The sequence below is a fragment of the Pseudomonas palleroniana genome, assembly GCF_022836895.1.
Classification (GTDB): domain Bacteria; phylum Pseudomonadota; class Gammaproteobacteria; order Pseudomonadales; family Pseudomonadaceae; genus Aquipseudomonas; species Aquipseudomonas palleroniana.
Window position 1 is genome coordinate 3,747,183 of record NZ_CP092411.1, and the last position, 12,651, is coordinate 3,759,833.

Consider the following 12,651-nt stretch of genomic DNA (forward strand, 5'->3'; position numbering starts at 1 on the left):
ATTCGGGCTGTGCTGCTTATATAAATCATGACCGGAAAGACTTTCCGTGCAGGCTTCCACAATCTGACTCATTTACCGCCCGTCACATCCAGGAATGTACCAGTAACAAACGATGCCTCCGCACTCGCCAACCATAGAATCGCGCGGGCCACTTCCTCAGGCTGTCCGCCCCGCCCCATGGGGATCGATTCCTTGACACGATCGACCCGCCCCGGCTCACCGCCACTGGCATGCATTTCGGTATAGATATGTCCGGGGCGAATACAGTTAACGCGTATGCCTTCGCGTGCGACCTCCTTTGCAAAGCCAATGGTGAAAGTCTCCAAGGCTCCCTTTGACGCCGCATAGTCGACATACTCATTGGGGCTGCCAAGGCGCGCCGACGCCGAAGAGACATTGACCACCACGCCGCCCGGGCCGTTGTGACGGTAAGCCATACGCTTTACCGCCTGCTGGGCGCAGAGGATTGGCCCGATGGAATTGACCGCGAAAATGCGCTGCATCCGCTCGAAGCCGAGATCCTCCAGGCGTGACTGAGTCGCCAGCATTCCGGCGTTATTGACCAAGACGTCAATGCGTCCGAACGAGTGGTCGATCGCCGCGAACAAATCAGCCACCTGCCGAGGGTCTGCGCTGTCGGCCCGAATCGCCAACGCTCTGCGCCCCAACGCTTCCACATCCGCAACCAAAGCCAGCGCTGCGGCCTCGTTGGTAACGTAGCTGATCGCGACGTCATAACCTCTTGCAGCAGCCAGCCGGGCCGTTGCTGCCCCTACTCCACGACTTCCACCCGTGATTAGAATCAGCGGTGCCTGCGAGACGTCGACCATTAGATATTGCTCCTGAGCCGTGGCTGTCTCAGCCGATGAGTAAGGTGCCGCTGGCGATCACTACGCACGCCAGTATCCGGCGTGCGGTTAACGTCTCGCCGAGGAAGACATAGCCGATCAACGCCGCAAACAGCACGCTGGTTTCACGCAATGCGGATACCGCGCCCAAAGGCGCTTCGTTCATCGCGTAGATGACCATTGTATACGCGAGCAAAGAGACCAGCCCGCCGGCCACAGCAGTCGCTGTTCCGGGCCGGGCAGAGAATAAGCTGCGGGCATCACGCAGACCGATGTAGACCACCGGCATCAACACGCCCCACAGCGCGCACATCCATACGGTGTAGGCCAGCGGCGCACCGGAGAGCCTGGCGCCGATGCCGTCGACCACGCTGTAGGCCGCGATAAAGCCGCCCGTTCCCAGCGCATAGGGCAGGCTGGGAACCGAAAGACTGCGCCCTCTGAAGGCCAGGGAAATAATCCCGCATGACACCAGCGTAACGCCGAGCAACTCGCCAGGCGTGATGCTTTCTCCGGCAAAAACGGCTGCGCCCAAGGTGATCAACACTGGCGACGACCCACGTGAAATCGGATAGATCTGCCCCAGGTCACCGACTCGATAACTGCGCACCAGAAACAGGTTGTAGCCCACATGCAACAACCCCGAAAGCACCGCGTAGCCCCAGCTTTCAATAGCGGGCGGCAGCATGAATGATGCGGCAACGAGACTGGTGACGGCGATGGCAATGCACATCACTGTCATCGACCATAGCCGATCAGCGCCACTGCGCAGCAGCGCGTTCCAGCTGGCATGCAGGAGCGCGGCGAAAAGCACGAGGAAGATGAGATGGATAGGCATGCGCCACTCTAGGCAATTCGGCGCCGGGACTAAAGCGAAGGCTCCTCATCGCAGCATGAATGAATGCTCATACCTTAAGGTTCTACGTGTTTTACCTTCAGCGCCTCATTGACCAACCATTGACGAAAGCTGGCGATGTGCGGCTGTGATTCAATGCCCTTGGGACAGACGAAGTAATAAGCAAGCGGCGATGGGAACGGCACATCGAACAGCCGAACCAAACGGCCATCGCCGATTTCGCTCTCGACATGCCCGCTGCGCACCAATGCAACGCCTTGGCCGAGCAGGGCCGCTTCCACCGTCATGTTGGTATCGCCAAACCTGACGCTTTCCTGCAGCGGCAAATAGGCCAGCCCGACGGCTTGAAACCACACTTCCCACTTGGGTACCAACTCGGCACCGTCCCGCGTCAGAAGCGGGAAATGTAACAACTCCGCGGGGTTCCGCGGAGTGCCGACGCGCCGCAACAGTTCTGGGCTGGCCACAGGAAATACCTGCTCCCCAAACAGGAACTCAGAATGCAGACCGGGGTAATTGCCCTTGCCGAGCCTGATCGCAACATCAGCCTGGCCGTGAGAGAAGTGAATTATTTTATCCGTGGTATCCAGCGAGACCAACAGTTCCGGGTGCTGACGAGAGAGACGCGGCAAGCGTGGCAGCAGCCATTTGAGCGCGAAGGAATAGGTGGTACTGACGCTGAGTCGTACCCTGTCTTTTTGCTCGCGCAAATCACCCAGGGTCGCCTCCAGGCTGATGAAAAACTCGCGCACGATGGGCGCCAGCGCAGCCCCCGCTGCCGTGAGGCGTAACGCCTTGCCACGTTCAAACAACTGCACGCCCCAAAGGGCCTCAAGATGCCTGAGCTGGTGGCTGACCGCGCTTTGAGTCACATGTAGTTCCTGTGCGGCCGACGTAAAGGTCAAGTGCCGGGTAGCAACTTCAAATGCGCGCAAGGTCGCGGTGGGCGGCAGGTCTCTCATGGGCAGTATCCGGCGAGTTATCAGAAAAGTGCTTGCATGAACGCTTGCTCATGATAGGCATAAACTCACTCGGGACGTCACTCAGGGAGCCTCTAACTTGCAGGTGGCAGGTAAATGTCGATTAGGGGTTTACTTTTCAAAGGCCGTTCAATATAAATTTCACCACGGCACACACTCACTGTTGTGCCCTTTGGTATTAACAGGAGGATGCTATGTCACCGTTAAACGTGATGATGTTCTAAACGATCAAACTGTCACCCCCTCGCTCGAAAACCTTGAAACACGCTGGTCCCAACGTTGGCAGCTCGAAGGCACGTATGCCTTTGACCACACCGCCCAACGCGACGCTGTGTTCTCCATCGATACACCACCACCGACGGCCTCGGGCTCGTTGCATGTCGGTCATGTCTTCAGCTACACCCACACAGATATCATCGCTCGATTCCAACGCATGCGAGGCAAGGCTGTGTTCTACCCCATGGGGTGGGACGACAACGGTTTGCCTACCGAACGCAGGGTCGAGAATTTCTATGGCGTACGTTGCGACTCGCTGGCAGCTTATCAGCCTGATTTCAGGCCACCTGAGCACACTCCATCAAAGCGAGCTGACTTTACTGTCATCAGTCGGCGCAACTTCATCGAGTTGTGCCACGAACTGACGGCCATCGATGAGCAAGCATTCCGTGCACTCTTCGTGCAGTTGGGCTTGTCCGTTGATTGGAGCCTTTCATATGCCACCATTGATGAGCGCTCCCAACGAGCGAGTCAGCGCGCTTTGCTTCGCAACTATCAGCGTGGCGAACTGTATAGCCAGGAAGCCCCATGCCTGTGGGATGTGACGTTCCAGACCGCCGTGGCTCAAGCAGAGCTTGAAGAGCGCGAGGTCGCTGGTGCGTATCACGAGCTGAGCTTTGAGACGACTGATGGCGCCGCTTTGAAGGTTGCTACCACTCGGCCCGAGCTACTGATGGCATGCGTGGCGCTGGTGGCTCACCCGGACGACGTTCGTTATCAGGCGAGGTTCGGGCAAACCGTGCGCTCGCCGATTTTTGAGGTGGACGTACCGCTGCTGGCACACCCTTTGGGTGATCCTGACAAGGGCACCGGCTTGGTAATGGTCTGCACCTTTGGCGATCTTACCGATGTGATTTGGTGGCGGGAGTTGCAGTTGCCGACGCGGTCCATACTGGGAAAAGATGGGCGCCTGTTGCTTGAGACGCCCTCCTGGTTGACGTCCCCCCGCAGCCAACAGGCCTATGCAGGCTTGGCCGGCCGTCATCTGTCCCAGGTTCGCACGCAGCTCGTGTCGATGTTGCGCGACTGCGGCGCCATGCAAGATGCCCCCCGCCCCCTTCAACACGCGGTGAAGTTTTTCGAGAAAGGCGACCGGCCTCTGGAAATTCTCGCCACTCGCCAATGGTACTTGCGCAATGGCGGACGCGACGCAAGCCTGCGGAACTTGTTGCTTGCCTCTGGCCAGACGCTGGACTGGCATCCGCCGCACATGCTCAGGCGTTACGAGCATTGGGTAGGTGGTTTGAACGGAGATTGGCTCATCAGTCGTCAGCGCACGTTCGGCGTACCGATTCCGTTCTGGTATCGCCTGGATGCACACGGAGAAGCGGACTACAGCGCGCCGATTATGGCCTGCGAGGAAAGCCTGCCCGTTGACCCCAGTCTGGATACTCCGCCTGGGTATCGACCCGAGCAACGTGGTCAGCCCGATGGTTTTGTTGGCGAACAGGACATCATGGATACCTGGGCTACCAGCTCCCTGACGCCGCAGATCGCCGGAGGCTGGGGCGATAACGACGCGTTGTTCGCCAAGATTTACCCCATGGATCTCAGACCCCAAGGTCACGACATAATCCGGACCTGGCTATTCTCGACTCTGGTACGCAGCCAGTTTGAACACGCTTGCGTGCCATGGCGGCATGTCGCGCTCTCTGGATGGATCCTTGATCCCGACCGTAAGAAAATGTCTAAGTCCAAGGGGAATGTGGTCACCCCTCAAGCCTTGCTCGACCAGTATGGAAGTGACGGTGTGCGCTACTGGGCAGCCTCGGCGCGGCTCGGCAGTGATACAGCCTTTGAAGAACAGCAGATGAAGATCGGCCGCCGTTTGGCCGTGAAGCTGTTCAATCTATCAAGGTTGATTCAAGGTTTTGCGAAGGATGACAACGGGGATATCGACCAACCGCTGGATCAGGCCATGCTTAAACGCTTGAACGGCGTAGCCCAGGACGCTACGACCGCGCTGGTGGCCTACGACTATAGCGTGGCGCTGTCGCGTATCGAAGGGTTCTTCTGGTGGTTTTGCGATGACTACGTTGAATTGGTCAAGCGTCGCGCCTATCGACCAGAAGGCCATTCGGCCCGTAATGCTTTTGCGCATGCACTGAGCGTGCTGCAGCGCCTGTTTGCGCCATTTCTGCCATTTGTGTGTGAGGAAGTCTGGCAATCCTGGAAGGAAGGTTCAGTGCACAATGCGGCTTGGCCGCAAGGAGATGCTTCTGCTGATGCGTCTATTGAAAGCTTATTGATGAGTGTCAGTGCCGTGCTATCCGCGATTCGCAAAGCAAAATCTGACGCCCGCCAATCCATGAAGGCTTCGGTAGCACGTGTTGAAGTGGTGGACAGGGCTGCGCAGCTTGAAATGCTAAAAGGCGTTCGCCAAGACTTGATCGAAGCAGGTCAGGTTGAGACTTTGGTGTTTATAGAGGGAACTGAGCAGCAGGTCAGTGTATGGCTGAAGTGACGTAGATCCGCTTGATACTAAACGCTCGGGGAGCACACGCATGAAAGCCTTTAATCGCCGACACTTCCTGGCTACGGCGTTGCGGGCCTTGGCCCTTGCGCCGCTCTTGCGTGTTCGCCCCGCGCTTGCCGACGATACGTTCCGGCCCTTGCGCGCGGTCGCCGCGGCGCAAGGGCTGTCGTTCGGCTTCGCGGTAGATCCCGCACTGCTCGAGACCAACCCTTCGTATCGGGACGTCGTGTCCCGGCAAGCGGACATTGTGGTGCCGGAAAACGCATTAAAGTGGGCCCAGGTCCACCCTGCCCCGGACCGCTACACCTTCGAACCCGTGGACCGTATTTTCGCATTTGCGCAGGCCAATCATCAGCGCATGCGTGGCCACACACTGTGCTGGCACCGCGCCCTGCCCGACTGGGTCACCCGCACGGTGACACCCGCCAAGGCGGAACAGGTACTGACGCAACACATTGCCGAGGTAGTCGGCCGCTACCGCGGCAAGCTCACCTCCTGGGATGTCGTCAACGAGGCCATTCAAGTCGACGACGGGCAGCCGGGCGGGCTGCGCGACGCCTTCTGGTACCGGATGCTCGGTCCCGGCTATATCGACCTGGCCTACGCTGCGGCGCACCGTGCCGACCCGGACGCCGTACTCTGCTACAACGAATACGGACTGGAAAGCGACTCCCCCTCTGGCACACGCAAGCGCGCCGCCGTGCTTGCCCTGCTGCGGAGCATGAAGCAACGCGGCGTGCCCGTGCATGCGCTGGGCATCCAGTCTCATCTGCGCGCCGCAGACCCGCACAGCTTCGGCCCCGGGCTCGCCGCATTTTTGCGACAAGTGCATGACTTGGGCATTGCCATCTACATCACTGAACTCGATGTAGACGACAGTCACGTGACGGGCGACGTGAACCAACGCGACGCCTTGGTCGCCAGCACCTACAAGCGCTACCTGGACCTCGTGCTCGGCACGGGCACGGTATCCGCCGTTTTGACTTGGGGTGTATGGGATACCGTGCATCGCACCGGCGCTACGCCGTCGACGGGACCATTGGCACAGCGGCCGCTGGTGTTCGGGCCGCAAGGCGTGATCAAACCCGCCAGTTGGGTCGTTGAGCACTGCCTGGCGCGGCGAACGGCCAGGCCTGAGACATAACCTGCGGGGCCGCTCAGGGAAAAGACTGCATTGACCGCCCGAATGAAAACGATGAAAGCTCACCGTTTTCATTCGGCCTGGGAGACTAATATTTAAAACGCCCTACCAAGCCCTTAAGCTCCCCGGAAATCTCTATCAACCGGCCCGAGCCAGTCTGTGAGGACTGCGCAAAGCCTTCGACCAACTGGGCATCGGCATGGATCTGTGCGATGTGCCGGTTGATCTCTTCAGCCACCTGGTGCTGCTGCTCGGCGGCGGTGGCGATCTGAGTGTTCTGGTCGCGGATCGAGTCCACCGAGCCGCGGATCTTGTCGAAGCTGTCACGGGCCTGCTGGATGCGTTCCACGCTGGCGTGGGACACCTGCAGGCTGCCTTGCATCTGTTGCGTGACTTCCTGGGTGCGGCGGGCGAGGTTGCCCAGCAGGCTGTCGATCTCGCCGGTGGAGTCGGCGGTGCGACGCGCCAGGGCGCGGACTTCGTCGGCGACCACGGCGAAGCCACGGCCCTGGTCACCAGCGCGCGCCGCTTCAATCGCGGCGTTGAGCGCCAGCAGGTTGGTCTGCTCGGCGATCGAACGGATGGTGTCGAGAATGGTGTTGATGTTCTGGCTGTCCTGCTCCAGCAACTGCATGGTCTGGGTGGACCTCTGCAAGTCTTCGCTGAGCTTGAGCACGCTGCCGGTGGCTTCGCCGATGTGCTGCTGACCGTCATGGACGTCGCGGTAGCCTTCGTCGGCACTCGACGCGGCAGCACTGCACGAGCGCGCGACTTCGTTGGCAGTCGCCACCATTTCGTTGAACGCCGTGCTCACCAGCTCCACGGCTTCACGCTGGCGACCTGCGGCCTGGTTCATGTTGTTGGCCACTTCGCTGGTGTCGACGGCGGCGGTCTGCAGGTCGGATGATGCGTTGCCGATGCGTTGTACCAATTGGGCGATCATGCCCAGGAACTGGTTGAACCAGCCCGCCAGGCCGGCGGTTTCGTCCTTGCCCTGCACCTTGAGTTGGCGTGTCAGGTCGCCTTCTCCTTCGGCGATTTCCTGCAGGCCGTCGGCCACGCCGCGAATCGGACGCACGATGACGCGGGCAAAACTGGCACCGACAAGCGCGAACACCAAGGCCAAGGCCGCTGCAATGGCGGCGATCAACCAGGTCAGGCGGGTGGCCTCGGCCATCACTTCATCACGCTTGATCAGGCCGATAAAACGCCAGCCCAGGTCTTTGGAGCTGACCACGTTGGCCATGTAGGGCACGCCATCGATCTCGATCTGGGTCACACCGTCGCCGCGCTTGGCCAGTTCGGCGTAGTTGGGGCCAAGGTCAGCCAGGGGTTTGAAGTTGTGCTTGGCGTCGCTGGGGTCTACCAGCACGTTACCGTTGGCCTCCACCAGCATCAGGTAGCCGCTGTTGCCCAGCTTGATGTTGCGCACCAGTTCAGTGAGCTGCTTGAGCGACACATCCAGGCCCACCACGCCGAGAATATTGCCGGCGGCATCCGCAACCGTGTGCACGGTGCCGATCAGCGTCGCATCGTCCGGCGCCCAGTAGTAGGCACCGGTGCGCACGGTGGTGCCTGGCGCGGCGATGGCCGCTTTGTACCAGGGACGCACGCGTGGGTCGTAGTTGTTCAGTTTGGTATCGTCCGGCCAACTGGCGTAGCCGCCGTCGCTCAGCCCCAGGGACAGGTAAGCGGTACTCGGATGGCTTTTGGCGAACTGATCGAATATCGCCAGCAACTCTTTGTTGGTCGGGGTCAGCGGAATTTGTGCGGCATCGGCGCCGGCGTAGCTCTTGAGGTCCTTGGCCGCAACCACGCGCGGGTCCTTGGCAACATAGTCGACGTTTTGGCTGATGCCGTCGAAGAACTGCTTCATGCCATTGTCGATCTGGCGGATCTCGCGACCGCTGCTGTCGAGAAAATTGGCCTGGGCCCCCTCCCGCACATTCAGCACTACCAAAACGGCGACCAGGATGACCGGGATGCACGCGATAGCCGCGAACGCCCAGGTCAGCTTCTGCTTGATATTCATGACTTCACCTGCGGGTATTTATAGTTTTGGCAAGGAGAAACGCTAGAGCTGAACGTCGCATGTGTTGTTATCGGGGCCCATGCTTACACTTAATTATCGGCCGCGATGGTGCGCACTTTAGAAAGATACCGGGAGCTTTTGCACGGCGAATGTCCAAGGCTGCACCCAATAAAAAAGGCCTGCGCAGCAGGCCCAGCCTTTTCAAACCAAAAGCTGGGGCCGCTTCGCGGCCCATCGGGAGCAAGCCCCCTCCCACAGGTTATTAACTGACCAGCATTATGCTAAGGGCAGGCTTTATCGATTAAAGCGCTCGACCAGGGAGTATTGCGTGGAAGCCGTGCGGGTCAGCTCGGTGTTCAGCCCTGCCGATTGGTGCGCCTGCTCCGAGGTTTGGTCGGCCAGCTGGGCGATGGTGGCGATGTTCTGGCTGATTTCCTCGGCCACCGCGCTTTGCTCTTCCGTTGCGCTCGCAATCTGGGTGGTCATGTCGGTGATATTGGCGACGGCTTCACTGATGCCCAGCAACGCCTTGTCCGCCTCGAGCACTTGAAGCACGCCCTCTTCGGCCTGGCGGCAACCGCTCTCCATGGTTTGCACGGCTTTGCCGGACGAGACCTGAAGCGTGGTGATCAGTTGATGGATCTGCGTGGTCGATTGCGAGGTGCGCTGTGCCAGCTGGCGGACCTCATCGGCCACCACGGCAAAGCCTCGGCCCATGTCGCCGGCACGGGCAGCTTCAATGGCGGCATTCAGTGCCAGCAGGTTGGTCTGATCGGCGATGCCTTTGATCACATCCACGACCGTGCCGATTTCATCACTGTCCCGCGCCAACTGCGCCACAGTCAGGCCGGTTTCGCTCACCACATTCGACAGACGCTCAATGGCTTCGCGAGTTTCCCGGGTTACATCGCGGCCACGCCCCGTCAGCTGGTTGGCCTGCTGGGTGGCATCAGCGGTGCGTTGCACATGCCGGGCAACTTCCTGGGTCGTCGCCGCCATCTGGTTGACTGCGGCCGACACCTGCTCAGTCTCGACACGCTGGCGCTCCAGGCCTTTCGAGCCCTCAGCGGCCAGCGCCTCGGATTGCCCCGCAAGTCGGCTGAGCTGCTCGGCGGTGTCCTGCAAACGGGTAAGGCAAGTCTTCAGACGCGCAGTCTGACTGACGAAAGCCGTTTCCAGGCGGGCTTGCGGGCCACGGGCATCGCTGTACATCTGCGCAATCAACGCATCGGAGGTCGAGGGTTCGGTCATCTGTAACAGGTGCTGCGTTCCGCGCTTTTGCCAACGTGAAAAGACCCAGCCGACCGGTAACGCCACGGCTGCCGCCACACCGAATGCCAACGGCGCACTGAAGAACACACCGCTCACCGCACCCGCCAGCCCGGTGGCCAGATATGGCAGGCAATCCTGCGCAGCACACACCCAGTTGTCCCAGCGAGGGATGGCCGACTTTCCTTGGCTGATACGCTGATAGAGCGCTTGCGCCCGACGGACCTGATCCGCCGTCGGCTTGACCCTGACCGACTCGAAGCCCACCACCTGGCTGCCTTCGAATATCGGTGTGACGTACGCGTTGACCCAATAGTGATCGCCACTTTTGGAGCGGTTCTTGACGATCCCCATCCATGGCCGGCCTTGTTTAAGCGCACTCCACATGTGCGCGAATACGGCTGGGGGCACGTCCGGATGACGAACGATGTTTTGCGGAGCCCCTATCAGATCTTCTCGATTAAAACCGCTGATCTCGACAAACGCGTCATTGCAATAACTGATAACGCCTCGGGCATCTGTTGTAGAGATAAGTTTCTGCTGTGGGTCAAGTGAAACTTCGCGCTGAGTAACGGGTTGATTATTTCGCACAACGACTACCTTTTATGACTTGCATAGCCATCGGCAAGCGCCAGGAAAAGTTAATACTTTTTTTGAAATTTTTCTTATACATACAGACTTTGTACCGAAATCGAACAATAAACGAAGCTTTATAAATCTGAACGAAAGTACCAACTAAGAAGAAATAAACAAATAGCTTTGCTGCCATAACGGTCGCAGTTTCTATATATATCAGCACTTTGCAGAAGGGCCTGATCCGGCCTACGCTGCATCCACGGATCAGCGAGCGAGGTGACAATCGTGAACAGCACATTCAGGATCGATGCAGTAGACGCCGTGCCGCCAAACGAGCGCGAAGCGGAATATTTCGAGTACAGCAAAGCGGCAAATCCGATCAGCGCCAAGCTCATTACAGGCGTGCCCTACCACAACTTTCCAGCCTCGCTCTGCGACTCAGGCCCCTCGCGGGTCGTGCCGCTGGACCTGAGCGAAGCATTGGGCTGCGAAGGGCCGGCCACCGGCCCCGGGCTTTGTGCCAACTTTATCCGCCTCAATGCGGGCGACAGCCTGACGCTCCAGCCAAACGCCACCTCGCAGGTTTTTTATGTGATTGCCGGCGCAGGTAAAGTGACCCAGGGCGAGCACACCCTGGAATGGTCCAAAGGCTGCTTCATGGCACTGCCAGGTCTGCTGGGCGCCTGTTTCAGCGCGACCGAGGACGCCCGGCTCTATTACGTGCATGACGAGCCCCTGTTGCGCTATCTCGGCGTGACCCGCAGCACTGACCGGTTCTTGCCGACGTTGTACCCGGCGCAGACCGCCAACGCGAAGTTGCGTGAAGCGGCCGATGACCCGCGTGCGCAAGACCGCAACCGTATCAGCATCTTGTTGGGCAACCGCAATTTCCCGCAAACCCGAACCGTGACCCATGTGCTCTGGGCCATGTATGGAATTCTGCCGGCCGGTTCGGTCCAGAAGCCTCATCGGCATCAGTCGATTGCGCTGGATTTCATCGTCGATTGCCCGACAGGTTGCTACACCCTGGTCGGCACCGACCTGGACGCCGATGGCCAGATACGTCACCCGGTTCGCGTGGATTGGGCACCGGGGCTGGCGTTTGTCACGCCGCCCGGCTACTGGCACGCCCACTTCAACGAGTCCGGCCAGGAAGCGTTCCTGATCCCGATCCAGGACGCGGGGCTGCAGACCTACCTTCGCTCGCTGGATATCCGCTTCAGTTGATAGCCGTCGGGCAAGCGGCGCACTTGCATGAAGCATGTTTGCGCCGCCCTTCGCCTGATCAGGCTTTCAATGCGTCCTCCAGAAACGCCACCAATGCCTCCACCCGCGGGCTACGCAGCTTGCGTGAGGGCACCAACAGGTTGATCGGCGCACTGTCGAATTGCCAATCCGCCAACACCCGGACCAGGCTACCGTTGGCGATTGCATCACTGACATCCCACTGCGAACGCAGCACCAAGCCCAAGCCTTGCTCGGCCCAACGCCGCGCGACGCTTCCATCGTTACTCAACAGCGCGGGTTCGATGCGCAGCGTTTTGCGCCCCTGCCCCTTACGCAGATGCCATAGCGTGACATCTTCATCATTTTCACGAATGCAAATGCAGCGATGCTCGGCCAGTTGCTCCGGTGAAGATGGCACCCCGTACTGCTCCAGATAGGCTGCGCTTGCGCACAACCATCGGTGGTTTTGTGTAAGGGGCCTGGCGATCCACAGGCTGTCATTCAGGTGACCGATATGAACCACCGCGTCGCTGTCGTGACGATCAGGCCATGGCGTTTCACGCAAATCCAGCTGCAGGCGCAGCTGTGGATGCAACCTGGCGAAGCGGGCCAGCAGCGGCGCAATCCGCTGGCGTCCATAGCCGAACGGCGCCGCCAGCCTGAGCGTGCCGGTCAGCCGCTCATCCTGTTGCCTGAACGACTCCGGCAGCGCCTCCAGTTGCTCCAGCAACAGCGCACATTCACGGGAGAAACGCTCGCCATCAGCCGTAAGGCTCAAACGCCGGGCATCGCGATTGGCCAGGCTCAGCCCCAGCAGCGTCTCCAATTTGCGTAGGCGCATGGACAGTGCGGGTGGCGAGACGTTGAGCATTCTGGCCGCAGCGCTCAAAGACTCGGAGCGCGCCAGTGTTGCAGCCAGGCGTAGATCTTCGACAGAGATCATTCAATTTTACTTAATGATTGATGACCA

The 12,651-nt window shown here is 59.7% G+C and carries 7 protein-coding genes and 4 pseudogenes; 3 read left to right on the forward strand and 8 right to left on the reverse strand.

Annotation, left to right across the window (positions count from 1 at the left end; genetic code table 11):
• Positions 1-68: 68 nt before the first annotated feature.
• The 3 genes from MJP36_RS17005 to gcvA form a co-directional block, all read right to left on the reverse strand.
• Positions 69-830, reverse strand: coding sequence for an SDR family oxidoreductase (locus MJP36_RS17005; RefSeq protein WP_244383537.1), 762 nt, complete (start codon positions 828-830; stop codon positions 69-71).
• Positions 831-858: 28 nt separating this feature from the next.
• Positions 859-1,686 (reverse strand): DMT family transporter, encoded by an 828-nt coding sequence (locus tag MJP36_RS17010; RefSeq protein ID WP_244383538.1) that lies wholly within the window; start codon positions 1,684-1,686, stop codon positions 859-861.
• Positions 1,687-1,760: 74 nt separating this feature from the next.
• Positions 1,761-2,666 (reverse strand): transcriptional regulator GcvA, encoded by a 906-nt coding sequence (gene gcvA, locus MJP36_RS17015; protein ID WP_244383539.1) that lies wholly within the window; start codon positions 2,664-2,666, stop codon positions 1,761-1,763.
• Between the two features lie 103 nt (positions 2,667-2,769).
• Here gcvA and valS point away from each other — a divergent pair, with 103 nt between their 5' ends.
• Positions 2,770-5,424: a valine--tRNA ligase gene (valS, locus tag MJP36_RS17020; RefSeq protein WP_234016669.1), complete on the forward strand. Its 2,655-nt coding sequence runs from the start codon at positions 2,770-2,772 to the stop codon at positions 5,422-5,424.
• 40 nt (positions 5,425-5,464) lie between these two features.
• Positions 5,465-6,580 carry an endo-1,4-beta-xylanase gene (locus tag MJP36_RS17025; RefSeq protein WP_104993588.1) on the forward strand — a complete coding sequence of 372 codons (1,116 nt, stop codon included), beginning with the start codon at positions 5,465-5,467 and terminating at the stop codon, positions 6,578-6,580.
• 85 nt (positions 6,581-6,665) lie between these two features.
• Here the strand turns inward: MJP36_RS17025 and MJP36_RS28150 are convergent.
• The 4 pseudogenes from MJP36_RS28150 to MJP36_RS28165 form a co-directional block, all read right to left on the reverse strand.
• Positions 6,666-7,181: pseudogene (locus tag MJP36_RS28150) on the reverse strand (methyl-accepting chemotaxis protein); the annotation flags it as partial.
• A gap of 393 nt (positions 7,182-7,574) precedes the next feature.
• Positions 7,575-8,609 (reverse strand): annotated as a pseudogene (locus MJP36_RS28155) (cache domain-containing protein); the annotation flags it as partial.
• A 294-nt stretch (positions 8,610-8,903) separates the two neighbouring features.
• Positions 8,904-9,893 (reverse strand): annotated as a pseudogene (locus tag MJP36_RS28160) (methyl-accepting chemotaxis protein); the annotation flags it as partial.
• Between the two features lie 300 nt (positions 9,894-10,193).
• Positions 10,194-10,469, reverse strand: a pseudogene (locus MJP36_RS28165) (PAS domain-containing protein); the annotation flags it as partial.
• A gap of 270 nt (positions 10,470-10,739) precedes the next feature.
• Here MJP36_RS28165 and MJP36_RS17040 point away from each other — a divergent pair.
• Positions 10,740-11,681 carry a cupin domain-containing protein gene (locus MJP36_RS17040; protein WP_244383541.1) on the forward strand — a complete coding sequence of 314 codons (942 nt, stop codon included), beginning with the start codon at positions 10,740-10,742 and terminating at the stop codon, positions 11,679-11,681.
• Between the two features lie 58 nt (positions 11,682-11,739).
• On the opposite strand, the gene MJP36_RS17045 is transcribed toward MJP36_RS17040, so the two are convergent.
• Positions 11,740-12,624, reverse strand: coding sequence for a LysR family transcriptional regulator (locus tag MJP36_RS17045; protein ID WP_244383542.1), 885 nt, complete (start codon positions 12,622-12,624; stop codon positions 11,740-11,742).
• Between the last annotated feature and the right edge of the window lie 27 nt (positions 12,625-12,651).

What these genes read in the sequence shown, in the direction of transcription:
- MJP36_RS17025 (WP_104993588.1), top strand. Translation starts at nt 5,465, where the DNA reads ATGAAAGCCTTTAATCGCCGACACTTCCTGGCTACGGCGTTGCGGGCC.
- MJP36_RS17045 (WP_244383542.1), bottom strand. Translation starts at nt 12,624, where the DNA reads ATGATCTCTGTCGAAGATCTACGCCTGGCTGCAACACTGGCGCGCTCC.
- MJP36_RS17005 (WP_244383537.1), bottom strand. Translation starts at nt 830, where the DNA reads ATGGTCGACGTCTCGCAGGCACCGCTGATTCTAATCACGGGTGGAAGT.
- MJP36_RS17010 (WP_244383538.1), bottom strand. Translation starts at nt 1,686, where the DNA reads ATGCCTATCCATCTCATCTTCCTCGTGCTTTTCGCCGCGCTCCTGCAT.
- gcvA (WP_244383539.1), bottom strand. Translation starts at nt 2,666, where the DNA reads ATGAGAGACCTGCCGCCCACCGCGACCTTGCGCGCATTTGAAGTTGCT.